Genomic DNA, 25,494 nt, shown 5'->3' with positions numbered 1-25,494 from the left:
AAAAACCAAGGGAGACTTCCAGTGAAGAGCTTGCTCTATCCCGCCGTCTCGCTGATGAACCGCTTGAGCTTCGGCATGAAGTTCAGCCTGATCAGCGTGCTGTTCCTGGTGCCGATGCTGGTGACCAATTTCTATCTGGTGCGCGATTCCTACCGTGAATTCCAGGGCACCCGGGTGGAGCTGCAGAGCCTCGACCTGCTGGGTAGCAGCCTGACCCTGCGCCGGGATCTGGAAACCCTCAACAATCTGGTGCAGATCAACGTCACCCTCGGTCAGTCCGGCAAGGCCGGCAATGTCGAGGCGCAGATCACCAGCCTTGAGCAAAACGTCCTGGCGCGTCTGCAAGGGTTGACGCCCATGACGGAGGATCCTGAGCAGATCAAGTTCTTCGAGACCAAGCGCGATGAAATGATCGCCGCCTTCAAGGCCCAGCAAGCGGAAAATTCCCTGCAAAGCAAAAGTGCGCTGATCGGCAAACTGCTGGGCAATGCGCAGATTTTCAGCCAGATCGTGGCCAGCCAGGCCGGGTTGAGTCGCGACAATCAGGGCGACATACGCCAGCTCAGCGAGCTGATCACCGCGACCACGCCGGCCGTCACCCAGGCCTTGGGCGAAGGTCGGGCGATGGGCTCGTATTCATTGGGTCAGGGTTTTCTCAACAGTTCGTCGAGCACCCGTTTTGACGAGTTGCTGGTGCAGATCGAAAAACTTCAGGCCGAATATGGCCTGAAATTGCAGGACGCGCTGGGCTCCAGCAAAGCCGCCCGAGATTCTCTGAGCGCACCGGCCGATGCCAGCAAGGCGACGCTGAAACAGGCCAGCACACTGATCGAAGAGCAAGTGGTGATGGCCGAAACGCTCGACGCGCCATGGCAGGCATTTTATGACCAGGTCACCGGGTTGATGGCTCAGACCTACCAGCTCAACGACGCCACCCTGAAATTCCTCGACACCCAGTTGCAGCAGCGTCTGGGGCAAAACCGCACGCACATGGTGCTGCAAGCTGTGGCGCTGTCGGTGGTGTTCGTGCTGATTTTCTATCTCTACGGCGGGTTCTACGCCTCGACCCGCGCCACCCTGAAAAACCTCGGCGTCATGATGGATAAAGTCGCGGCAGGCGACATGACAGTGAATTTCCGCGCCAACAGCCGCGATGAGCTCGGCGAGTTGGGCGAAGTGTTCAACGGTACGGTGAGGAAAATCCACGACCTGATCGAACGGGTCGGCCACACCGTTGGCGAGGTCGAGCGACAGGCGGGGCAAGTGGAAAACGTCTCGGCGCAAAGCAATCAGGCGGTCGCCGGGCAACGCACGCAGATCGAGCAAGTGGCCACCGCGATGAACCAGATGTCGGCGACCTCACTGGAGGTGGCACGCAGTGCGGCGGCCGCGGTCAGCAGCGCCCACAGCGTGAACGACGAAACCATCAGCGGTCGCGGGTTGGTGGAATCGCAGCAGGGCAGCATCGCGGCACTGGCGAGCGAAATCGATCAATCGGTGCTGGTGATCAACCAGTTGGCCAGCGACAGTCAGTCGATCAGTCGCGTTCTGGAAGTGATCAAGAGCATCGCCGAACAGACCAATCTGCTGGCGCTCAACGCCGCGATCGAGGCCGCGCGGGCCGGTGAGCAGGGTCGCGGTTTTGCCGTGGTCGCCGACGAAGTCCGGACGCTGGCCAAACGCACTCAGCAATCGACCGAAGAAATCGAGCAGATGATCGCCAAGCTCCACGGTGGCGTGGGTGCGGCAGTAAAGGCCATGGGCGTCAGCCATCAGATGGCCAACGGCACGGTGGGGCAGTCGGAAAAAGTCCAGCAGGCGCTGGAAAACATCCTCGGCGCTGTCGGCATGATCGTCGACCAGAACCAGCAGATCGCCGCCGCCGTCGAGCAGCAGACTGCCGTCGCCCACGATATCGATCAGAACATCGTCGAGATCAACCGTGCCGGCGAGCGCACCGCAGAAGGCGCGCATCAGACCGAAGATGCCAGTCGCGCGTTGTCGGCGCAGGTGGTCGAGTTGAAGCAGTTGATCAGCGCGTTCCGGGTTTGAATCGACCTGCCTCCTGTGAGGCAGGTTTTTTCGGAATGGTTTGTAGTACTTTTTTGCTTACATCTGTAAGCAAAATCCTGTTTTCCTCCGGGGGCTGGTTTTTCGTCTTCAATGAACCAAGCTCAGTTCTTTGACCACTTGGAGGAGATCGCACATGTCTGTCGCAACCCTGGGCGTCCAGGGCCGCTGCGCCCACTGCCAGACCACGCTGGTACTCAAGCCTTGGCAACTCAACGCCATCTCGATCCACGAAGCGTTCACCTGTGCGCACTGCCAGAAAAGCCTCGAGCTGCGCTGCCCAAAGCAGATCAAACGCTTTCGTTCGCTCGACTCACTCGGCCTGATGCGCGCCAGTGCGCTGGTGACGGTGTGCACCGCGTTGCTGGTGGCCTTGGTGATGGAGTGGGTGGGGCTGCTCAGCGTTACCGAGCAGTTGAACGCGTCGCTGATCGCGATTTTCGTGTACTTCGCGGTGATTCGTTATGCCCGGCAGCGCCAGCACCTGACTCTGATTCTCGACGCGGCCAAGGCCCACGCCGACTGACTACCAGCCGAACACGTCGCAGCTGTTGGCGGTACTGGCGGCGGCGAGTTGTTGCGCACTGATGTTCATCAACGCGGCCAGTGAGTCGCAGATCGCCGGCAGATGCGCCGGGGTATTGCGAATGCCGGGGTACATGGCAGGCGCCATGTCCGGTGAGTCGGTTTCCAATACCACCGCGTCCAGCGGTAAGTCGGTCAGCACCCGGTGCATGCGCAACGCCTGCGGCCAGGTCGGTGCACCACCGAGGCCGAGTTTGAAACCGAGCTTGATGTATTCCCGCGCTTCTTCACGGCTGCCGGCGAAGGCGTGAATGATCCCGGCGCGCTTGAGCTTGAAGCGCTTGAGCGTGGCAATTACCGCCGCATGGCTGCGCCGTACATGGATCAGCGCCGGCAGTTCGAAATCCGCCGCCAGTTGCAGCTGTGCCTCGAACAGCGCTTGCTGACGATCACGGTCGAGGGTTTCGATGAAGTAATCCAGGCCGATTTCGCCGACCGCGCACAGTTGCCGATGACCCTTTAGCCGTGTCAGCCAATCGCCCAGTGCAAGCAGGTCTTCAGGCCGATGCTGATCGAGATAGACCGGGTGCAATCCGAACGCCCCGTACAGATCGGCATCGCTTTGCACCAGATCCCACACCCGCTGCCAGTTCCCCTCGTAGACCCCGAGCACCACCATTCGCTGCACCCCGAGGGCGCGGCTTTCGTTCAGCAGCGCCGCGCGGTCGGCGTCGAAGTCGGGGAAGTCCAGATGGGTGTGGCTGTCGATCAGCTCCACGGCTCAGTCCCGGTGAATACGCTGCTTGAAGGTACGGGCAATGGCCTGCACGCCAGGCTGGTAGTCCGATTGCTCGACGGCTGCGAGTGCCAGTTCCAGCGCCTTGTCGGCGATCAACTGGTGCTGCTGGGCCATGGCGTTGACCGGCAGCGGCAGGAAGTCGAGCAACTGGGTGTCACCGAATGTGCCGAGGCGCAGCGGGCGGAATTTGAGCGGGAAGTCATGCAGCGCGTCAAACACGCCCTGCAACAGCACGTAGGACGTGGTCACCAGCGCGTCCGGTAAATGTCCGAGGCGTTGCAGGAGTTCTTCCATCAACTGCTTGCCGCACTCGCGGCTGAAGGATTCGGCGTGCTCGATCAGCACTTCGCCCTTGAACCCGGCCAAGGCTTGCTTGAAACCGGCCGCACGTTCCTGGCTGATGCTCAGTTCCGGGCGGGCGCCCAGCAGCACGATCTGTTTCGGCTGCGGGTCGAGCAGGCTTTCGGTCAGGTGCAGGCTGGCTTCGCGGTCATCGCTGACCACCGAGCAGAAGTGTTCGGCATCCATCACCCGGTCGATGGCAATGATCGGCAAACCCTTGGCCTGCAACTGGCGATAGCTGTCGTCACCGGACGGAAGACAACTGGCGACGATCAACGCATCGCAGCGTCGGGCGCGGAACAGTTGCAGCAGTTGCCGCTCGCTGTCCGGTGCATCGTCGGAGCTGGCGATCAGCAATTGATAGCCGCGTGCCCGGGCGCCTTGCTCCAGCAGTTTGGCGATCCGCGCGTAACTGGGGTTTTCCAGATCCGGCAGGATAAAACCCAGGGTCCGGGTGTGCCGACTGCGCAGTCCCGCCGCCTGTGGATTGGGGGTAAAGCCGTGCAGATCGACCACCGCCCGCACCCGCTCGACGGTGGCGGTGCTGATGCGTTGCTGTTCGGCCTTGCCGTTGATGACGTAGCTGGCGGTGGTCACGGACACTCCGGCCAACCGCGCGATATCACTGAGTTTCAACCCGGGATTTCCTTGTTTTTTCGAGCTTGCCGCGACATTTTCGCCAATCCTACCCGATTCAGGCAGGCGACCATTGTCTCAGCGCATCCGACAAGTTGGACTTCAAGGATGGGACATTATCGAGTAACGTGCCGATCAATCTAGATTAAACGTTTCAGCAAGCGTATTTTCTACGTTTTAGACGCCTTTGGCCGGTTCTGCCGTGAAACCGCCAAAACTGCCTCCTGAAAAGGATGGCCCATAGCGCCTAAGCTGCAACCATTCAAAACAATACCTGGCATTGAACAATGCCAAAAAGGAGATCGCATGCTCGAGCTCACTGTAGAGCAGATATCCATGGGCCAGTCGGCTGTGGATAAACCCGCCGCTTTGCAATTGCTGGCCAGTCATCTGGTCGCCGATGGTCTGGTCGCCGACGGATACCTCGCCGGCCTGCAGGCCCGGGAGGCTCAGGGCTCGACCTTCCTCGGCCAAGGCATTGCGATCCCCCACGGCACGCCCGAAACCCGCGATCAGGTGTTCGCCACCGGCGTGCGGCTGATGCAGTTTCCCGACGGCGTGGACTGGGGCGACGGGCAGATCGTTTATCTGGCCATCGGCATCGCCGCCAAATCCGACGAACACCTGCGCCTGCTGCAATTGTTGACCCGCGCCCTCGGCGAGACCGATCTGGGCCAGGCCTTGCGCCGCGCCAGTTCGCCCGAAGCGCTGCTGAAACTGCTGCAAGGCGCGCCGCAAGAGCTGGCCCTAGATGCGCAAATGATCGGCCTCGGGGTTTCCGCCGACGATTTCGAAGAACTGGTATGGCGCGGTGCGCGTCTGCTGCGCCAGGCCGATTGCGTGAGCAACGGTTTCGCCGGGGTGTTGCAGCAGGTCGAAGCGTTGCCGCTGGGCGATGGCCTGTGGTGGCTGCACAGCGAGCAGACCGTGAAGCGTCCGGGCCTGGCGTTCGTCACCCCGGACAAACCGATGCGTTATCTCGGCCAGCCGCTCAGCGGTCTGTTCTGTCTGGCCAGCCTCGGTGAAGCGCATCAGGCGTTGCTCGAGCGTTTGTGCGCGTTGCTGATCGAAGGTCGCGGCCATGAACTGGGCCGCGCCACCAGCAGCCGCAAAGTCCTCGAAGTGCTCGGCGGTGAGTTGCCGGCCGACTGGCCGAGCGCACGTATCGCATTGGCCAACGCCCATGGTCTGCACGCGCGGCCGGCGAAGATCCTCGCGCAACTGGCGAAGAGTTTTGACGGCGAAATCCGTGTGCGCATCGTCGACGGTCAGGACAGCGCCGTATCGGTGAAGAGCCTGAGCAAACTGCTGAGCCTCGGCGCCCGTCGCGGACAGGTGCTGGAAATCATCGCCGAACCGAGCATCGCTGCCGATGCGTTGCCGGCCTTGCTGGCGGCCATTGAGGAAGGCCTTGGCGAAGAAGTCGAGCCGTTGCCGGCCGTGAGTCAGCAGCGTGAAGTGATCGCCGACATTGCCGAAGTCCTGAGCGCCCCGGCTTCCGGCAGCCTGTTGCAAGCGATTCCCGCCGCCCCTGGCATCGCCATCGGCCCGGCTCACATTCAAGTCCAGCAAACCATCGATTACCCGTTGCGCGGCGAGTCCGCCGCCATCGAGCGCGAACGTCTCAAGCAAGCGCTGGCCGACGTACGTCAGGACATTCAAGGCCTGATCGAACGCAGCAAGGCCAAGGCGATCCGCGAGATTTTCATCACCCATCAGGAAATGCTCGACGACCCGGAACTCACCGATGAAGTCGCCACCCGCCTCAAGCAGGGCGAAAGCGCCGAAGCAGCCTGGATGGCCGTGATCGAGGCCGCTGCAAAACAACAGGAAGCGTTGCAGGACGCGTTGCTCGCCGAACGTGCCGCCGACCTGCGCGACATTGGCCGCCGGGTGCTGGCGCAACTGTGTGGCGTGCAGACGCCCGCCGAGCCTGAGCAACCGTACATTCTGGTGATGGACGAAGTCGGCCCGTCCGACGTCGCGCGTCTGGATCCGGCGCGGGTCGCGGGGATTCTCACCGCCCGTGGTGGCGCCACCGCACACAGTGCAATCGTGGCTCGCGCGCTGGGCATTCCGGCGCTGGTCGGCGCGGGCGCTGCGGTGTTGCTGCTGAAACCGGGCACGCCGTTGCTGCTCGACGGCCAGCGCGGTCGCCTGCATGTGGACGCGGATGCCGCGACCCTGCAACGCGCCAGCGAAGAACGTGATACCCGCGAACAACGCCTGAAAGCCGCTGCCGAACAACGCCATCAACCGGCGCACACCACCGACGGCCACGCCGTGGAAGTGTTCGCCAACATCGGCGAAAGCGCCGGTGTAATCAGCGCGGTGGAGCAGGGCGCCGAAGGCATCGGCCTGCTGCGCACCGAACTGATTTTCATGGCTCATCCACAGGCACCGGACGAGGCGACTCAGGAAGCCGAATACCGCCGCGTCCTCGACGGCCTCGCCGGTCGGCCGCTGGTGGTGCGCACCCTCGATGTCGGCGGCGACAAACCGCTGCCGTATTGGCCGATCGCCAAGGAAGAAAACCCGTTCCTCGGCGTACGCGGCATTCGCCTGACCTTGCAGCGTCCGCAGATCATGGAAGCGCAGTTGCGCGCCTTGCTGCGTTCGGCGGACAACCGTCCGTTGCGGATCATGTTCCCGATGGTCGGCAGCGTCGAAGAGTGGCGTCAGGCCCGCGACATGACCGAACGCCTGCGTCTGGAAATACCGGTTGCCGATCTGCAACTGGGGATCATGATCGAAGTGCCGTCCGCCGCATTGCTGGCGCCGGTGCTGGCCAAAGAGGTGGACTTCTTCAGCGTCGGCACCAACGACCTGACCCAATACACCCTGGCCATCGACCGTGGTCATCCGACCCTGTCCGCTCAGGCGGACGGCCTGCACCCGGCGGTGCTGCAACTGATCGACATCACCGTGCGCGCGGCCCATGCCCATGGCAAATGGGTCGGCGTGTGCGGCGAGCTGGCGGCGGATCCGCTGGCGGTGCCGGTGCTGGTCGGCCTCGGTGTGGATGAACTGAGCGTCTCCGGGCGCAGCATCGCCGAGGTCAAGGCACGCATCCGCGAACTCAGCCTGACCCAGACGCAAACCCTTGCTCAACAAGCCCTGGCCGTGGGCAGCGCCAACGAAGTGCGCGCTTTAGTGGAGGCCCTGTAATGGCCAAGATTCTCACCCTGACCCTCAACCCGGCGCTGGACCTCACGGTGCAGTTGCCACGCCTTGAGGCCGGTCAGGTCAACCGCAGCGACGAAATGCACACCCACGCCGCCGGCAAGGGCGTCAACGTCGCGCAAGTGCTGGCCGACCTCGGTCATCAACTGACGGTCAGCGGATTTCTCGGCGAAGACAATCTGCAGGCGTTCGAAAACCTGTTCGCCAAACGTGGCTTCACCGATGCGTTTATCCGGGTGCCCGGCGAGACCCGCAGCAACATCAAGGTCGCGGAACAGGACGGACGCATCACCGACATCAACGGCCCGGGCCCGGTGGTCGGCGTAGTGGCGCAACAGGCGTTGCTGGAGCGTCTGGTGCAGATCGCGCCGGGGCATGACGCGGTGGTGGTCGCCGGCAGTTTGCCGCGCGGAGTCACTGCACAGTGGTTGCGCGAACTGGTCGAGCGCTTGAAGGCGTTGGGCCTGAAAGTTGCCCTGGACACCAGCGGCGACGCCTTGCGCGCGGCGCTCAAGGCCGGCCCGTGGCTGATCAAGCCGAATACCGAAGAGCTGGCCGATGCGCTGGGCTGTGATGTGTTGTCCCACGCAGCTCAGGCTGAGGCGGCCAATCGGCTGCACGCTCAAGGCATCGAGCACGTGGTGATCTCCCACGGCGCCGACGGTGTGAACTGGTTCAGCGTCGGCTCGGCGCTGCATGCGACGCCGCCGAAGGTCAGCGTCGCCAGCACGGTCGGTGCCGGCGATTCGTTGCTGGCCGGCATGCTGCACGGTCTGCTCAGCGCCGACACGCCGGAACAAACCCTGCGCACGGCCACCGCGATTGCGGCGCAGGCGGTGACCCAGATCGGTTTCGGTATTCACGATGCTGCGCAACTGACGCAGCTCGAACAGGGCGTGCGCGTGCGCCCCCTGACAGAACAATAAGAGGGTTTGTCATGAAGTTAGCCATTGTCACGGCCTGCCCGAACGGCATGGTCACCAGTGTGCTGTGCGCCCGGCTGCTGGATGCCGCGGCCCAGCGTCAGGGCTGGAGCACCAGCGTCGAAGTGGTGGATGCGGCGCATCCGGAACGCGAGTTGTCGGCGGCCACGATCGAGGCCGCCGAGTGGGTATTGCTGGTGGCCACGGGACCTGTGGACATGACCCGGTTCATCGGCAAGAAAGTCTTTCGGATCGCGCCGGCGCAAGCCCTTCAGGATGTCGAAGAAGTACTGCGGCGTGGCGCCGTCGAGGCGGAAGTTTACGTCGCTGACGAAACGCCGCCCGTGGTTGCCAGCGCACAAGCGCCGCGTCTGGTTGCCGTCACCGCATGTCCGACCGGCGTCGCCCACACCTTCATGGCCGCCGAAGCCTTGCAGCAAGCCGCCAAGCGTCTGGGCTATGACCTGCAAGTCGAAACCCAGGGCTCGGTCGGCGCGCGAAATCCGCTGAGTGCGGCAGCCATCGCCGAAGCTGACGTGGTGCTGCTGGCGGCCGACATTGAAGTCGCCACCGAGCGTTTCGCCGGCAAGAAAATCTATCGCTGCGGCACCGGCATTGCCTTGAAGCAGTCCGAAGCCACGCTGAAAAAAGCCCTGGCCGAAGGCAAGCAGGAAAGAGCTGCGAGCGACGGCAAAGCGCCGGCCAAGCAGGAGAAAAGCGGCGTCTACAAACACCTGCTGACCGGTGTGTCGTTCATGCTGCCGATGGTGGTGGCGGGCGGTCTGATGATCGCCTTGTCGTTCGTGTTCGGCATCACCGCGTTCAAGGAAGAGGGCACGCTGGCGGCGGCGCTGATGCAGATCGGTGGCGAGACCGCGTTCAAATTGATGGTGCCGCTGCTGGCCGGTTACATCGCCTGGTCGATTGCCGACCGTCCCGGACTCGCGCCGGGCATGATCGGTGGTTTGCTGGCGAGTACCCTGGGCGCCGGCTTCATCGGCGGGATCGTTGCCGGTTTTATCGCAGGCTACGCGGCCAAGGCGATCAGTCGGTATGTGGCGCTGCCGCAAAGTCTGGAAGCGCTGAAACCGATTCTGATCATTCCGTTGTTCGCCAGTCTGTTCACCGGGCTGGTGATGATTTACGTGGTCGGCAAACCGGTGGCCGGGATGCTCGCGGCGCTGACGCATTTCCTCGACAGCATGGGCACCACCAACGCGATCCTGCTCGGTGTGCTGCTGGGCGGCATGATGTGCGTCGACCTCGGCGGGCCGATCAACAAGGCCGCTTATGCGTTCTCGGTGGGGCTGCTGGCCTCGCAGAGTTATGCACCGATGGCCGCGACCATGGCCGCCGGCATGGTGCCGCCGATCGGTCTGGGCATCGCCACTTTCATCGCCCGACGCAAGTTCGCCCAGACCGAGCGCGAAGCCGGTAAAGCGGCGCTGGTGCTGGGACTGTGCTTCATCTCTGAAGGGGCGATTCCGTTTGCTGCGAAAGACCCGTTGCGGGTGATCCCGGCAAGCATTGCCGGCGGTGCGCTGACCGGTGCGTTGTCGATGTACTTCGGCTGCAAGCTGATGGCGCCGCACGGTGGGCTGTTCGTGCTGGCGATTCCGAACGCGATCAACCATGCGCTGTTGTACCTGCTGGCGATTGTCGCGGGCAGTCTGCTGACCGCGGTGGTGTATGCGCTGGTCAAGCGGCCGGAAGCCGTGGAACTGGCGCTGGAGCCCGCGAAGGCCTGAGGTGTCACACCCCTTTCATCTAGCGGTGCTTAAGTTTTCCTTTTTTCAGGGAGAACACCATGAGCGATTTCAATCCCGGTCGCCGGCGCGTGATGCAAGCCGTCGGCGCCGGACTGCTGATGCCGGGGCTGGCGCCGGCCGTGATCGCGTCGGTCAAGGATCGACCGCAACTCACTGACGGCGTGCAATCCGGCGACTTGCAGGGTGACCGCGCGATGATCTGGAGCCGCGCCGACCGCCCGGCGCAGATGGTGGTGGAGTGGGACACTCGCAGCCAGTTCCGCCATCCGCGCCGGGTCGTCTCGGCGCTGGCCGATGCCCGCAGCGATTTCACCGCCCGTGTCGAGCTCACCGGGCTGCCCGCCGATCAGGCGATTTTCTACCGCGTGTATTTCAAGGACGCCCGCACCGGCGTCGCCAGTGAACCGTGGCTCGGTCACTTGCGCAGCGCACCGACGGCGCGGCGCAATATCCGCTTCGTGTGGAGCGGCGACACCGTCGGCCAGGGCTTCGGCATCAACCCCGATATCGGCGGCATGCGCATCTATGAAGCCATGCGCATGCGCCTGCCGGACTTCTTTATCCACAGCGGCGACACCATCTACGCCGACGGCCCGGTGCCGGCCCAACTGACCACCGAGGGTGGCCGGATCTGGCGCAACCTCACCACCGAAGCCAAGAGCAAGGTCGCCCAGACCCTCGACGATTATCGCGGCAATTATCGCTACAACCTGATGGACGAAAACGTCCGCCGCTTCAACGCCGAAGTGCCGCAGATCTGGCAGTGGGACGACCATGAAGTGGTCAACAACTGGTCGCCGGGCAAGCAGCTCGACGAGCGTTATCAGGAAAAAAATATCCACACCCTGGTCGGGCGTGCGCGTCAGGCCTGGCTCGAATATTCGCCGATGCGTTTGCAGGCCGCCGATGGAGGCGGGCGGATCTATCGCAAGCTGAGTTACGGGCCGATGCTCGATGTGTTCGTACTCGACATGCGCAGTTATCGCGGCGCCAACGATGACAATCTCGGGGCAGAAAAACCATTCCTTGGGCGCGAGCAACTGAACTGGCTCAAACGCGGATTGAAGGCCTCGAAAGCCCAGTGGAAAGTCATCGCCGCCGACATGCCGATCGGTCTTGGCGTGCCGGATGGCGAGGTCAGCCCCGGTGTTGCGCGCTGGGAAGCGGTGGCCAACGGCGACCCCGGTCCGGCGCAGGGACGCGAACTGGAAATCGCCGAACTGCTGGGCTTTTTGCGCGCGCAGCAGGTGCGTAATTTCGTGTTCCTGACGGCGGACGTGCATTACTGCGCGGCGCATCACTACCACCCGGATCGCGCGGCGTTCCAGGATTTCGAACCGTTCTGGGAGTTTGTCGCAGGGCCGTTGAACGCCGGTAGTTTCGGGCCCAATCCGCTGGACAAGACCTTTGGCCCGCAAGTGGTGTTCGAGAAGGCGCCGGCGGTACAGAACGCCTCGCCGTTTGCCGGCTTTCAGTTTTTCGGTGAGGTGAACATCGAGGGGCAGAGCGGGGAGATGAGCGTGGTGTTACGGGATCTGGAGGGTATTGCGGTGTTCGAGCAGAAGCTGCAGCCAGTCTGAATGCAGCGCTGAACCTGTGGGAGCAAGGTTGCTCCCACAGTGACCCAAGGTGAATCAGTAAACGTCGCGGCGATAGCGACCCTGTTCGATCAGGCGTTCGACTTCAGCGGCGCCCAGCACTTCATTGAGCACCTGATCCACGCCGGATGCCATGCCTTGAAGGCTGCCGCAGATGTAGATCACTGCACCGTCCGCCAGCCATTTTTTCAACTCGCCGGCGGATTCGCGCAGGCGATCCTGCACGTAAATCTTCTCGGCCTGATCCCGTGAGAACGCCAGATCGAGGCGTTCCAGATCGCCATTGATCAACCACTCTTCCAGCTCTGCACGACAGAGGAAATCGTGCTCGCGATTGCGTTCGCCGAACAGCAGCCAGTGACGCTGTTGATTGTCGGCGATCCGCGCCTTGAGCAAGCTGCGCAGCCCGGCAAGGCCGGTGCCGTTGCCCAGCAGGATCATCGGCACCGGTGCGTTCGGCAGATGGAAACCGCTGTTGCGGCGGACCCGCAGGCTGATGCTTCCGCCGACCGGAGCATGCTCGGTCAGCCAGCCGGAACCGATGCCGAGGCTGCCGTCGGTATGCTGTTCCTGACGCACGATCAGCTCCAGCACGCCGTCGGCGGCAATCGAGGCAATCGAGTATTCGCGCATCGCCAGCGGCACCATCGCATCGACCAGCGCCTGGGCGTGCAGGCCCACCAGATGCGCGCGATGCTCGGGTAGCTGGCGGGTGGCGAGGGCGACTTCCAGCGACTCTTCCAGGCCGTTCACCTTCACGCTGGTTTCACCACGGATGCCGAGGCCGTCGAGGAAATGCTCGATCGCCCACGGGCAGTTGCGTGGCAGCACTTCCACCAGATCGCCGGCCAGCCAGCTGCGGGAGGTCGGCGCGGTCAGGCCGAGCAGGAAGACGGGGGAGCCGCTGCTGTCCGGGTTCATCAGCTCGCGGCGCACCAGCGTCCAGTTCTCGTAGCTCGGCGCTTGCCAGGTGTCGACCGGCGCTTGCCCGGTGATCAGGCCGAGTTGTGTCTGCCAGTGGCGCAGGGCGTAAGGATCGCCGCTGTCGACTTCCACCGGGGCGAACAGGGTTTTGCCGCCGTGCTCGCCCAGCCATTGATGCAGGCGTCGGGCGAAGCCGCAGAAGTGTTGATACTGACGGTCGCCGAGGCCGAGCACCGCGTAGTTGAGGCTGTCGAGGGTCGAGGCGTTCTTCAATACCTTGCGCTCGAAACCGCGAGCGCTGTCCGGCGCTTCGCCGTCGCCGAAGGTGCTGACCACGAACAACGCGTTGTTCGATTCGCGCAGATCCTGCTCGCTGACATTCGCCAGCGGCTGCACCTTCACCGGCAATCCGGCGGCCTGCAACTGGCCGGCGGTCTGCCACGCCAGTTGCTCGGCAAAACCGCTCTGACTGGCGAAACCAATCAGCCACGCCGGTGTATCGCCGGCCGGTTGGTCGAGGCCTTTGCGGGCATCCTTGATCTGCTTTTTCTTGCGTCGGCGATCCAGGTACAGCAACCAGCCGGTGATGAAGAACAGCGGCATCAACACCGCCGCGACGGTGACGATGATCCGCCCGACCAATCCGAAATAGCTGCCGACGTGCAACGCATAAATGCTGGTCAGCAACTGCGCCTTGAAGCTTTTGTCGGCGTAGCGGTCGACACGTTTGACGACGCCGGTGACTGGGTCGAGGGTGATCTGGTTCAGCGCGCGGTCATGGGGCGAGCTGTCGAGCAGATAGAACACGGTCGCCGGTTGGCCGGCCACTGGCGGCATGCGGATGTTGTAGGAAGCGAGACCCGGGCCTGCGGCGCTGTAGATGCTGACCCACATCGCGGCGTAATCGGCAGTCGGCGCCGGACCTTCAGGGGCCGGGCCACGGCCGCCGCGCACGCGCTCGTTTTGCGGCGCATCGGAAAGCAATTTGGTCAGGCCCTTGTTGTACCACTCGTAGGACCAGGACAGTCCGGTCAGTGCCAGCAGCAGGTAAACCAGCATGCACCAGGTGCCGAACACCGAGTGCAGGTCCCAGTTGAAGCTGCGGCCCTTTTTCTTCCAGTCGAGGGTCAGCCACACGCGCCAGCTGTTCCACTGGCGCGGCCAGCGCAGGTACAGGCCGGACAGGCAGAAGAACAGCAGCATGAGGGTGCAGGCGCCGGTGATGTTGCGGCCGGTATCGCCCATGGCGAGGAACCGGTGCAGTTGCAGCATCAGGCCGAAGAAGTCCTGGCCGGTGGCGTCGCCCTTGAACTCGGCGGTGTAGGGATCGAAGTAACGCATCTCGCCCCGGCGCTCGCCTTTGGGCGGGGTGAACCAGACGCGCCCGGCGCTGCCGCTTTCGGTCTCGACCGAGAGCATCGAGACTTTCTTGCCCGAGGCTGCTTCGATCTGCGCCACCAGGTCGGCGGGCGGCAGGACGCCGGCGACCTGTTTCTCGACCTGCAACACGGAGGGGTTGAGGGCTTTGAGAATTTCGTCCTGAAACGAATAGGCAGCGCCGGTGATGCCCATCAGGGCCAGCACCAGCCCGGCAGTGATGCCAAAAAACCAGTGCAACTGGAACAGGGTTTTCTTCAACACGTCGCTTGCCTTGTCCGTTCGGAAATTGTGTTCACGGCGTGCATTATGCCGTGGCTTATCGAGAAACGTTCTTTATTACGCACAAAAGCCCCGCTCAAATGAATGAACGGGGCTCGGTACTTTCCTCTTCGATCAGAAGTGGAAGTTGGTGCTCAGCAATGCCGTACGGCCCGCCGCCTGGTTGGCGAAGTGAGTCGAGAAGGCCTTGTCGTAGTAGGTTTCGTTGGTCAGGTTCTGCACGTTCAGTTGCAGGTCGACGTTCTTGCTCAGCTTGTACGCCGCCATCGCGTCGTAGCGAACGTAGGAATCGACCATGGTGGTGTTGGCCACGCTACCGAACACGTCATCCACGTAGAACGCACCGCCACCGATGGTCAGCTTCGGCGTGACCTGGTAAGTGGTCCACAGGCTGGCGCTGTTTTTCGGCGTGTTAGGCAGCTCGTTACCGTTGTTGGCCTTGTTGGCCGGCAGGTCACCACCGTCAACCTGTTCGCTGTCCATGTAGGCGTAACCGGCGAACACTTGCCACTTGTCGGTGATCTTGCCGCTGGCGGACAACTCGATACCTTGTACACGAGTCTTGCCGGCGTTTTCGTACGAGGTGGTATCAACCTGGACACGCGCGTTTTCTTTCTCGGTGCGGAAGATATCGGCGGTCAGCGACAGGCGATCGTTCAGCAGATCCCACTTGGTACCGATTTCGTAGTTCTTGGTGGTTTCCGGCTCCATGTCGCTCTTGAGCAGGTTGCCGTTGCGATCCGGCGTGCCGCCCAGCGGGTTGCCTTCCTGACCTTCACCCAGGGTGTTGCCCGGCGGTGTGGCGGAGGTGGCGTAGGACGCATAGATGCTGCCGTTCTCTGCCGGTTTGTAGACGACGCCGAACTGGCCGGTGACGAACTCGCTGGTATCCGAACCCTTGGAGGTGGTGCGGCCGGCGTTGGTGTACGTCTTGTAGCCGGTTTCGAAGTGGTCGTAACGCAGGCCCATGTTCACCAGCCATTGCTCGGACAACTCCAGGGTGTCGAACGCATACAGCGCGTAGGTATCGGACTGGGTGTCGGTGCCGGCGTAGTTGCGCGAAATCGCACCGTTCCACGGATCGTTCGGGGTCGGGTTCGACAGCGAGGTGCAGTTGTAGCCGCTGGCGGCGCCGATCAGGCCCGGGTTGCAGTTGGTGGTCACGGCCGAGGTACGCGGCGTGGTGTCGGTGTTGACGTTGTACGAGGATTTGCTGCTTTCCTCACGGGTGTATTCGACACCGGTGGAGAAGCTGTTCTTGAAGCCGGCGACGTAGAAGTTGCCGAACAGATCGGTCTGGTTGGTGGTGGTCTCGGTGTTGCTCACGCGAGTGTTCGCACGACGCCAGACGCTGCCGTTGTTCACGTTACCCTTGCTGTCGTCCGGCTGGGTCAGGATGTAATCCTGCATGCTGGTGCCGTGACGCAGGGTGTTCTTGAGGGTCAGCGAGTCGCTCAGGTCATGCTCGATGGCGAAGGTCGCGGTGTCGGTGCGGCCCTTGCGGAAGTCGCGGTCCAGACCGTAGAAGTTGCTGTGATCGCCGCCGGCGTACGGCTTGTCCGGGTTGGACTTGGTACGCGCAGCCGAGCCACCGGCAGGAATCGTGTAAGGGATGCCCGAATCCGGCGTGTCGTTGCTTTCGAGATGGTAGTAGTCGAGGTTGACGCGGGTGTCGGTGCCCAGGCCGAAGGCCAGGGACGGCGCGATGCCCCAACGGTCGTAGTCGACTTTGTCGCGACCGGCGACGTTGCTCTCGTGGCTCATCAGGTTCAGACGGCCGGCAGCGGTGTCGCTGAACTGGTAGTTGCCATCCATGGTGTAGCGCTGGGTCTGGTCGGAGCCCCAGGTGAAGCCACCGTCGAAGGAGTTGCCCAGGTGGGCTTTCTTGCTCACCAGGTTGATGCTGCCGCCAGCCGCGCCGCGACCGCCGATGGCGGAGTTCGGGCCCTTGCTGACTTCGATGTTTTCCACGGCGAAGATTTCGCGGCTCTGCGAACCGGTGTCGCGCACGCCGTCGAGGTAGGTGTCGCCCTGGGCGTCGAAACCGCGGATGAACGGACGGTCGCCCTGCGGGTTGCCGCCTTCACCGGCACCGAAGGTGATGCCCGGAACGGTGCGCAACGCGTCCTGCATGTTCAGGGCGCCGGTGTCTTTCAGAACCTGTTGCGGGATAACGGTGACCGAGCGCGGGGTATCGACCAGCGGCGCGGTGTACTTGGGCGAGGAGGCTTTCTCGACCTGGTAGGACGTCGAGTCCTGGGCTTCGCCGGTGATGGCGGTGGCGTCCAGGGCGATGGCATTGCCGGTGGCTTTGCTGTCGGTTTTTTCGGCGGCGAACACCATGTGGCCTGCGGAGCCGGCGGTGATTGCCACGCCGATGGCGGAAGCGAGCAGACGTGGTGAACTGACCGGTAATTGTGCTTGTTGACGTGCCATTTTTATTCCCCTCCCCAAGGATTTGAGGCGGCGGAATATAGGGTAAACAGGTATTCGTATCAATTGCGAAATATTGTTATTCGCACTGAATTTACATTCTTTACAATTTAACCTTACGGTTTTTGCCAGTTCATTCGTCTAGCGGGTTTTACACAGCCAATAAGAATCAATACCATTGCCGCCTCTTTGCCATCAGGTGACATTGCCATGCTGCTGCACATCCCCGGGCTGTTCGCGAAAGAAGAAGTGCAGCGCATCCGCGAGGCTCTGGAACAGGCTGACTGGGCCGATGGCAAGATCACCGCCGGCTATCAATCGGCCAAGGCCAAGCACAATCTGCAGCTTCCGGAAGGCCATCCGCTGGCCAAGGAAATCGGCGCCGCGATGCTTGAACGCCTGTGGAAAAATCCGCTGTTCATGTCGGCTGCACTGCCGCACAAAGTATTTCCGCCGTTACTCAACTGCTACACGGCGGGCGGCAGTTTCGATTTCCACATCGACAACGCGGTGCGCCAGCCAAAGGGCAGCATCGAGCGGGTGCGCACGGATTTGTCCGCCACGCTGTTCTTCAGCGAGCCCGAGGATTACGACGGCGGCGAGCTGGAAATCCAGGACACCTTCGGCACCCAACGGGTGAAACTGCCCGCCGGCGACATGGTGCTGTACCCCGGCACCAGCCTGCACAAGGTCAATGCGGTCACTCGCGGGGCGCGTTATGCCTCGTTCTTCTGGACGCAAAGTCTGGTGCGCGAAGACAGCCAGCGCGCGTTGCTGTTCGAGATGGATGGCGCGATTCAGCAACTCACCCACGACATGCCCGATCACCCTTCGCTGATCCGCCTCACCGGCACCTATCACAACCTGCTGCGTCGCTGGGTCGAGGTGTAAGTGGCGGACTTTCGGTTACGTCGCGAAGAAGTCCTCGACGGCGAACGCCTCACCGCCATGCTCGAAGAAAGCCCGGCTCGTGCGGCTCAGGCGATTCTGCTGGCAGCGGGTGAGGGCGTGCTGGAAGCGCAGGCGCTGCTCGGGCAGATCCTGCTCGATGGTCACGGGATCGCTCAGGATCAGCCGCTGGCATTGCGCTGGTTTGAAATCGCCGCAGGGCAAGGTCATCTGATGGCGCGCAACATGCTCGGTCGCTGTCATGAACACGGATGGGGTTGTGTGGCCAGCGCCGAACTCGCCGCGCGTCATTACCAGGCGGCCGCCGACGCGGGGCTGGATTGGGCGATGTACAACCTGGCAAACCTGCACGCTACCGGGCGTGGAACATCCAAGAACCAGGTGCAGGCCCTCGCCCTGTACCGCCGCGCTGCCGAGTCGGGACATGCCAAGTCGATGAACCTGTTGGGCCGGTATCTGGAAGAGGGACGTCACTGCCCACAAGATCTGCCAACAGCACGTGACTGGTATCGTCGAGCGGCCGAGGGCGGCGATTTTCGGGGGCAGTTCAGCCACGCCGCGGTGCTTGCCGACGAGGGGCGCATCGATGACGCACTTGGCTGGCTACGCAAGGCACTGGACGCGGGCAATGTGAATTTCCTGCGAGTCGCCAGTGTGTCCTTGTTGAATGCACAACATCCGCAAATCCGCGCCATGGCCGACGCTTATAAGTTGCGGCTGGCAGAGTTAGTTGCTTTGTAAATATTTATTCTGCGGTTATTTGGTTTTATCAAGTTTATATGGCTGTTCTCGGATAAGTATTCGGGTGAGTGGCTTGTTTGTCTTGATTGCTAATATTTGAATGCTTGTTGATTGTTGTCTTGCTGTCCTAAGGTTGTTTTGCGATGTCGGCGCTCAAGTTGAAACGAGTCGAACGATGATGTCGTATCTAAAATGACTTTTATTAAATATCCGAAGAAGACAAGGAGTCTCTTATGGAATTCAAGATGGACAACAAGATTGTCGAGGCCGCCGCAAAAGCGCCTCGGATGTTTGTAAGTGCTTCGCTCGGCCAGGGTGAAGAATACAATCGGGAAACCGGTATTCAATTAACCAAAGAGCAGATTATCAGCCTGCGCAAGTATGAAGTCCTGGGGCTGTCGCTTCCCGTTCGGCTGACGGACGTCGTTGCTTATCTGAACTATGGCGCCGGGGATGCAGGGGGCGTTGGTCTCAAGGCAACAGACTTCCTGCGGACATTCACCTACACCTACGACCACGCGAAGCGCTGGTCCCCGCTGCGTGAAAAAATCATGCTCACGGGTACCGATCTGAGGGTTTTTGCCGGCAACATCATTCGTACGGGTAAGGGCATCGTAGCAATCTACGATGACCTGAAAGCCTCCAGATACCTGGAAGAATTCGATATCAATACGCCGGAAGAGTATCTGCAGCTGAAGCGCACGATTCCGGGGCTTCCCGACCTGGGCTTGCCGTCCGGCGATGTTCCGGAAATCAAGGCCTACCTCAATAACATGCTGGACAAAGTCATGGAGTGCCACGCGAAGGCCGAGGATGTCAGGTCAGAAATCGACAGTTTCGGCGCTGATATGCGCGAGATCGTGTTGCCGGAAATCAAGCTGCGACTGGAGTTCGTGTCGCGCAATACCTATCAGGCAGACATCCAGGCCCTGCAGGGCGAAATCGATCAGCGCTCGAAAGAAATCGATGAACTGAACAAACAATATGATCAGTTGGTTCAAGAAGCGATCAGGTCGGCAGCGACCCTGAATATCGGTGGTTTGATTCTCGGTATCTATCAGGGCGTCAAGGCTGAAAAGATCCGTAAGGAGCGAAACCGGTTGAAGGCGGAACAACAGACCTCCAACCAGGTAATGGCCAGCAAAAACCAGACGCTGAGTTCCCTGAACAAAGTGCGCGATGATTTGCAGAACCTCAGCTATGTAGCGATCGAGGCTGAAGTCGCTACGCAAAACCTGATGCTGGTATGGAATGCGCTGAGCACCTATATATATGCCTCTGTCAAAGAAGTTGATCTGCTTCAGGAGGCAACGTCCCTGAGGAGGTTCAAGAACCAGATTCTCGGCATTATTGATCCGTGGGAGCAGATCCAGGCGAGTTCCGATCAACTGCTGGGCGTGTTCGCGGCGGCAGATAAAGAGTATGGAAGCAGTTTCACGATGTTCAGGAGTAAAGCAGTGATGTTCTCGCTAAATAATAATCCAGCCGTTTCGGATTTTGATGGCGCTGCGTTACGCGCTCACGCTGCGGCTGTTCAAACAAGTAATGTCACTGCGCAGATGCTGGGCGAACAGTTCAATTATCTGCCGGGTACCGTCCGCACAATGAATGGGCTGACGGTCGCTATCCGGGAAGCCACATTTGAACTTCGTGATCAGGCCCAGACGACAGGGATCAATCTGGAGCGTGCGCAGAACAAGCTGAAGACAGCTCAGATCGAACTTCTCGAATATCCGGAAGACGCGGATGAAATCCACGAGGAAATGGAAAGCGAGCTCAAGAATGTTTCGATGAAAGTCGCCGAATACGCGGCCGATTTGAAGGTGACCCACAACGACTTGAGTACCGCCTATGACCGGTCGGCTTCGGCGCAATGGATCGTAACCCTGCAACAGGATCGGGCCTTCACGGAGGCACTGAAGGTCAAGTCTGAAGATAAGTTCGCCGATTTCGAGAAGCAGATGAAATCGGTGTCTGAAGCGCTCGAGCTGATCGCGAAAGCCGGGGTGGAGAAAATCGGTCAGGAAGCCCGATTGACCCTGGATAACCTGAAAGCACTGGGGCTGGCGCCACCGCAGGTTCAGGTTGCACTGTTCGCGATTGATACCTTGAAAAAAATGATCTCGGGCATCGGTGAGGCCATTTCCTATCTGAACATGCTGGCGGCTTACAACAAGCTCAAGGAAAAAGCGGCTGACCTAAGGGCGCAGTTGAAGAAGCTCATCAACGAGATTGAACAGATCGATGGAAAGATTCAGCTGGTGCGAGTCCTCGACCAACTGGACGACGAGCGCTGGGGATACGTGAATGAGTTCTCGAATCTGGTAACCCGGATTGAGTCTCTCGCCCGGGACTTCAAGCAAGACAAGTCGCAGCCGGTCGAGCGGCGAACGGCTGAAGCAATCACCCGAATTGCCGACTTCAGGCAGTACCTGAAAACTGTTCAGCAGTAAGGAGTCGAGGCGGTGGGCGACATGTCCACCGCTTCCCTGCCACTCATGAAAACACTTGCCTATGAATTCTCCACAGCGCAACGACGCGTGCTGGATCGATACACAAGTTTCCTCGGTTCTCTTCACCCCACCTTCAACAATATTCCTTTGGTGTTTGAGCGTCGCAGAGTCAGCGGTCATCAACTGGCGGTACTGGCCAGCGATTCGCGTTTGAACAACGCCAGTTTCAATGCAGGCTACTTGCAGGCGTTCTGGCAGCGTACCGACGAGGCTCGGCGCCTGTGCAGTACTTACGTCGCGGATCTCGCTACGTTCACCGCCGAAACGCTGGAAATCACCCGCAATACGTCAAGGAACGAGCCTCTCAGTCAGGTGGATTTCAAGTTGTACAGCTTATCCAGGTCGCCGACCTGGAAGTTGTTTCCCCCAACCGATGTCCCGGACCTCGTTCACGAACTGGCGCTTCGTTTTTCCTCGCTGAGGGCGGCGATTCGCCAACTGAAATACACCATCGCCGAGGTGCATGACGAGTCGTTCGGTCTCAAGTCGGTATTTGGCAGAGCAATGGATCATCGCTCGTGCCAGTGTCATACCCAGCCGACGGTGGTCGAGGAGTTGTTTCGTGAAGTGCGCACGACGCCGGTTTGGGACGTGGCTTATTCGTCAGCGGATCCGCTCGTCAGAGCCGCAGAATACAAAGTTGATATTGCCGGGTTGTTTAGCGGATTGGCTTCCGTGAGTTCGCACATCAGCGTGTTTCTCGAAGAAACCGGCTTGCGCATAGACATGCTGTTCAATGACTTATTGAGGGCAGAGCGCGCGTCGAAACTCGGCGAGTTGAATTTTCACCTGGTCGCCGCGCAAGAGGGCGCCGATGAGTTCATGACAATGCTCAATCATCTTGAGATCTGGCTGCGCAAATAAAAAAGGCCCATGCATGCATGGGCCTTTTCAGTTGAAGCGTCGCTTACACGTAGAACGATTTCAGCGGCGGGAAGCCGTTGAACTCTACGGCGCTGTAACTGGTGGTGTACGCACCGGTCGACAGCCAGTACAGACGATCACCGATCGCCAGGTTCAGCGGCAGGCCGTACTTGTAGTTTTCGTACATGATGTCGGCGCTGTCGCAGGTCGGGCCGGCGATCACGACTTCTTCCATCTCGCCTTTCTTCTCGGTCCAGATCGGGAACTTGATCGCTTCGTCCATGGTTTCGATCAGGCCCGAGAATTTGCCCACATCGGTATAAACCCAACGCTCGACGGCGGTGCGGGATTTACGCGCGACCAGCACCACTTCGCTGACCAGGATGCCGGCGTTGGCGATCAGCGAACGGCCCGGCTCCAGAATGATTTCCGGCAGGTCATCACCGAAGTCTTCCTTCAGGAAGCGGATGATTTCTTCGGCGTAGGTTTCCAGGCTGTTGGTACGGGTGATGTAGTTGGCCGGGAAGCCACCGCCCATGTTGATCAGCTTGAGGTGGATGCCGTCTTCTTCCTTCAGGCGTTCGAAGATCACTTTGACCTTGGCGATCGCCGCGTCCCAGACGCTGATGTCGCGCTGTTGCGAACCGACGTGGAACGAGATGCCGTAAGGCACCAGGCCCAGGTCGCGGGCGAGGATCAGCAGGTCCATGGCCATGTCGGTCTGGCAGCCGAATTTGCGCGACAGTGGCCAGTCGGCCGTGGTCGAGCCTTCGGTCAGGATGCGCACATAGACTTTGGCGCCCGGTGCGGCCTTGGCGATGTTGCGCAGGTCGGCTTCCGAGTCGGTGGCGAACAGACGCACGCCCTTCTCGTAGAAGTAGCGAATGTCCTTGGATTTCTTGATGGTGTTGCCGTAGCTGATCTGGTCCGCGCTGACGCCACGGCTCAGCACTTTGTCCAGCTCATAGATCGAGGCGATGTCGAAGCTCGAACCTTTCTCTTTGAGCAGGTCGATGATCTCGACGGCCGGGTTGGCCTTGACCGCGTAGTAGACCTTGGCGAATTCGAAACCGGCGCGCAGGTCGTCATAGGCCTGGGCGATCATCGCGGTGTCGATCACCACGAACGGGGTTTCCTGTTTGTCGGCGAACGCCTTCATTTTCTGAAAGGTTTCGCGCGCGAAATAGTCTTCGACCTGGATCGACATGCTGGGAGCTCCTATTGGCAAACTCGTAAAAACAATGGGTGCAAATGAACGCCCTCCGTATCCCCACTTTGGTTCGCCTACTTCCCAAGGCATGTCGCCGAAAGCAAAAAGGCCATGGGAAATGTAGTCTTTCTTTCCCTTGGCCTTGCTGTCTCGTCGTCAGTACTTGAGCCGGATGGATCGTTTCCAGCATGGACGTTCGGCGCGAACTTTAGGGCGTGAGGGGCCTGAGATCAACTAAAAATGTCGCGTTTTTGCACGCTTCTGACGTGCGTCGCGGATATCACTCTTTGTAGCCGACCGAGATGACGGTCAGATGTTCCGCAATAATTTTCAGGTGTTAAAAATACCTGCACGTTCGAAGCTGATGCGCGCCAAGTCATGGATAAGTACGATCACTTCAACATCGGCGACGTTGGCGGCGAGAAGGGGAGGTGAGGGGGAAGTTGCCGGTTAACGCTGACATCCTTGGCCGGGTTCAGCCTTATGATGTGTTGATATTTCTTGCCGGCTCATCGTCGGCGAAAAAATCACGGCTCTCAGGTTCCGGCGGTCGAAAAAAGGGCTGTCGAACAGCCCTTTTGCTTTTGATCAGGCCACCGCCTCGGCTGGCGACACAATATTGGTCTTCATTCCGCGTGAACGACCCGAACTCAGGTATGCCGCAATCGACTCTTGCGTGACCTCGCCGAGGAACACTCGCTCGGCATCCATCACCGGCAACCATGCCCGATTGAACTCGTACATGCGCGACAACAGGATGCGCAAATGCTCGTCGTACGCCGCCGTGGCGTTGAACTCGCGCAGGAATTGCGCACAGGTGCCGGTCTGACGATGCAGATCACGACGGCGCACATAACCCAGCGCCTTGTTCTCCGCGTCAGTGACGACGACATAACGACGGTCATGCTCGTCCATCAACTCCAGCGCATCGGCCACCGGGGTTTCCGGGCTCACCGACGGCGCGTTGTCCGCGGCGTCTTCGGCTTTCACCAGCAGCAGGCGTTTGAGGGTGCTGTCCTGGCCGACGAAGTTGCTGACAAAATCGTCCGCCGGATGGGCGAGCAGGGTGTCCGGGTGGTCAATCTGCAACAGCTTGCCGGCGCGGAAGATTGCGATCTTGTCGCCCAGCTTGATCGCTTCGTCGATGTCGTGGCTGACCATGATCACGGTCTTGTTCAGCGCACGCTGCATCTCAAAGAATTCGTTCTGAATCATCTCGCGGTTGATCGGGTCGACCGCGCCGAACGGTTCGTCCATCAGCAGCAGCGGTGCATCTGCCGCCAGCGCGCGGATCACGCCGATCCGTTGCTGCTGGCCACCGGACAGTTCACGCGGATAACGATGCAGATACTGCTTGGGTTCAAGCTTGATCATGCTCATCAGCTCGCGGGCACGGTCGTGGCATTTCTGTTTGTCCCAGCCGAGCAGTTTCGGCACCACCACGATGTTTTCTTCGATAGTCATGTTCGGGAACAGACCGATCTGCTGAATCACGTAACCGATGTTGCGGCGCAGGGTCACTTCGTCGAGGTCGGTGGTGTCTTCGCCGTTGATCAGGATCTTGCCCGAGGTCGGCTTGATCAGGCGGTTGATCATTTTCAGTGTGGTGCTTTTGCCGCAACCCGATGGCCCGAGGAACACACAGATTTCGCCTTCATTGACGGTCAGGCTTACCGAGTCCACGGCTTTCACATCTTTGCCGTTGCTTTGGAAGGTCTTGCTGAGGTTTTGAAGTTCGATCATTTGAGGAGTCCTTTTGGAGTCAGCGAACGTTGCAGCCACTGCAAAATGAGGTCGGCGAAGATCGCCAGAAGACTGACCAGCAGCGCGCCGACGATGAGCATCGACATGTCGCTGCGGCTGATGGAGGCGAGGATCAGCACACCGAGACCGCCGGCGCCGATGGTCGCGGCGATGGTCATCACGCCGATGTTCATCACCACGGCGGTGCGCACGCCGGCGAGGATCACCGGCACCGCAATCGGTAACTCGACCATGCGCAGGCGCTGGCCGAAGGTCATGCCGATGCCGCGTGCGGCTTCACGGATGCCCGGTTCGACGCCGGTCAGGGCGAGGTAGGTGTTGCGCATGATCGGCAGCAGTGAATAAAGGAACACGGCGGTGATCGCCGGCATCGGGCCAAGGCCCTGGCCGAATTTCGAGTAGAACGGCAGCAGCAGGCCGAACAGGGCAATCGACGGCACGGTCAGCAACACCGTGGCGCTGGCCTGCAAGGGACCGGCGAGGCTCGGGAAGCGCGTCATCAGGATGCCCAGCGGCACGCCGATGAGGATCGCCAGGCTGACGGCGATGCCGACCAGCGTGATGTGCTGCCAGGTCAGGTGCATCACCTGCTGCCAGTCGAGGTGGGAAAAGGCGTTCAAAAATTCCATGAC

17 protein-coding genes are annotated in these 25,494 nt (G+C 60.7%); 10 read left to right on the top strand and 7 right to left on the bottom strand.

Annotated features, from left to right (window positions below):
* The first annotated feature begins 21 nt into the window (after positions 1-21).
* Positions 22-2,052, top strand: a complete 2,031-nt coding sequence (locus PMI24_RS10775; protein ID WP_007953721.1) for a methyl-accepting chemotaxis protein — start codon at positions 22-24, stop codon at positions 2,050-2,052.
* Positions 2,053-2,206: 154 nt separating this feature from the next.
* Positions 2,207-2,596, top strand: a complete 390-nt coding sequence (locus PMI24_RS10770) for a hypothetical protein (protein WP_007953715.1) — start codon at positions 2,207-2,209, stop codon at positions 2,594-2,596.
* On the opposite strand, the gene PMI24_RS10765 is transcribed toward PMI24_RS10770, so the two are convergent.
* Together PMI24_RS10765 and cra are read right to left on the bottom strand one after the other, a co-directional pair.
* Positions 2,597-3,373, bottom strand: coding sequence for a TatD family hydrolase (locus PMI24_RS10765; RefSeq protein ID WP_007953712.1), 777 nt, complete (start codon positions 3,371-3,373; stop codon positions 2,597-2,599).
* A gap of 3 nt (positions 3,374-3,376) precedes the next feature.
* Positions 3,377-4,372, bottom strand: a complete 996-nt coding sequence (cra, locus tag PMI24_RS10760) for a catabolite repressor/activator (protein ID WP_007953710.1) — start codon at positions 4,370-4,372, stop codon at positions 3,377-3,379.
* A gap of 306 nt (positions 4,373-4,678) precedes the next feature.
* Between cra and ptsP the strand changes: the two genes are divergently transcribed.
* Genes ptsP through PMI24_RS10740 form a run of 4 tightly spaced genes read left to right on the top strand, consistent with a single transcriptional unit; the run spans position 4,679 to position 11,827 of the window.
* Positions 4,679-7,540: a phosphoenolpyruvate--protein phosphotransferase gene (gene ptsP / locus PMI24_RS10755; RefSeq protein WP_007953708.1), complete on the top strand. Its 2,862-nt coding sequence runs from the start codon at positions 4,679-4,681 to the stop codon at positions 7,538-7,540.
* Positions 7,540-8,481, top strand: a complete 942-nt coding sequence (pfkB, locus tag PMI24_RS10750) for a 1-phosphofructokinase (protein WP_007953706.1) — start codon at positions 7,540-7,542, stop codon at positions 8,479-8,481. Before ptsP ends, pfkB begins: the two co-directional genes overlap by 1 nt.
* Positions 8,482-8,492: 11 nt before the next feature.
* A complete protein-coding gene (locus PMI24_RS10745; protein ID WP_007953705.1) occupies positions 8,493-10,226 on the top strand; it encodes a PTS fructose-like transporter subunit IIB in 1,734 nt (577 codons plus the stop codon).
* 59 nt (positions 10,227-10,285) lie between these two features.
* Positions 10,286-11,827, top strand: coding sequence for an alkaline phosphatase D family protein (locus tag PMI24_RS10740; protein ID WP_007953702.1), 1,542 nt, complete (start codon positions 10,286-10,288; stop codon positions 11,825-11,827).
* A gap of 54 nt (positions 11,828-11,881) precedes the next feature.
* Here PMI24_RS10740 and PMI24_RS10735 read toward each other — a convergent pair whose 3' ends face one another.
* Together PMI24_RS10735 and PMI24_RS10730 are read right to left on the bottom strand one after the other, a co-directional pair.
* A complete protein-coding gene (locus PMI24_RS10735; protein WP_007953700.1) occupies positions 11,882-14,410 on the bottom strand; it encodes a PepSY domain-containing protein in 2,529 nt (842 codons plus the stop codon).
* 132 nt (positions 14,411-14,542) lie between these two features.
* On the bottom strand, positions 14,543-16,864 hold the full coding sequence (locus PMI24_RS10730; protein WP_007953698.1) for a TonB-dependent receptor: 2,322 nt from the start codon (positions 16,862-16,864) through the stop codon (positions 14,543-14,545).
* 207 nt (positions 16,865-17,071) lie between these two features.
* On the opposite strand from PMI24_RS10730, the gene PMI24_RS10725 reads away from it, so the two are divergent.
* The 4 genes from PMI24_RS10725 (at position 17,072) to PMI24_RS10710 (ending at position 21,888) form a co-directional block, all read left to right on the top strand.
* On the top strand, positions 17,072-17,752 hold the full coding sequence (locus tag PMI24_RS10725; protein WP_007953697.1) for a Fe2+-dependent dioxygenase: 681 nt from the start codon (positions 17,072-17,074) through the stop codon (positions 17,750-17,752).
* Entirely contained in the window at positions 17,753-18,511 is a 759-nt protein-coding gene (locus tag PMI24_RS10720; protein ID WP_007953696.1) for a tetratricopeptide repeat protein, read from the top strand.
* A 233-nt stretch (positions 18,512-18,744) separates the two neighbouring features.
* Complete coding sequence (locus PMI24_RS10715; RefSeq protein WP_007953695.1) at positions 18,745-20,964, top strand: alpha-xenorhabdolysin family binary toxin subunit A; 2,220 nt, start codon at positions 18,745-18,747, stop codon at positions 20,962-20,964.
* Between the two features lie 21 nt (positions 20,965-20,985).
* Positions 20,986-21,888, top strand: a complete 903-nt coding sequence (locus tag PMI24_RS10710; protein ID WP_238553818.1) for a hypothetical protein — start codon at positions 20,986-20,988, stop codon at positions 21,886-21,888.
* A gap of 43 nt (positions 21,889-21,931) precedes the next feature.
* On the opposite strand, the gene PMI24_RS10705 is transcribed toward PMI24_RS10710, so the two are convergent.
* From PMI24_RS10705 to PMI24_RS10695, 3 genes are all read right to left on the bottom strand, one after another.
* Positions 21,932-23,095: a type III PLP-dependent enzyme gene (locus tag PMI24_RS10705; RefSeq protein WP_007953693.1), complete on the bottom strand. Its 1,164-nt coding sequence runs from the start codon at positions 23,093-23,095 to the stop codon at positions 21,932-21,934.
* 591 nt (positions 23,096-23,686) lie between these two features.
* On the bottom strand, positions 23,687-24,841 hold the full coding sequence (locus PMI24_RS10700; RefSeq protein WP_007953692.1) for an osmoprotectant ABC transporter ATP-binding protein OsmV: 1,155 nt from the start codon (positions 24,839-24,841) through the stop codon (positions 23,687-23,689).
* Positions 24,838-25,491, bottom strand: a complete 654-nt coding sequence (locus PMI24_RS10695; RefSeq protein WP_007953690.1) for an ABC transporter permease — start codon at positions 25,489-25,491, stop codon at positions 24,838-24,840. The genes PMI24_RS10700 and PMI24_RS10695 overlap by 4 nt, the downstream gene beginning before the upstream one ends.
* Positions 25,492-25,494 lie beyond the last annotated feature (3 nt).

It is taken from the genome of Pseudomonas sp. GM25 (assembly GCF_000282255.1).
GTDB lineage: Bacteria > Pseudomonadota > Gammaproteobacteria > Pseudomonadales > Pseudomonadaceae > Aquipseudomonas > Aquipseudomonas aphyarum.
This window is presented reverse-complemented; position numbering and strand designations above follow the sequence as displayed.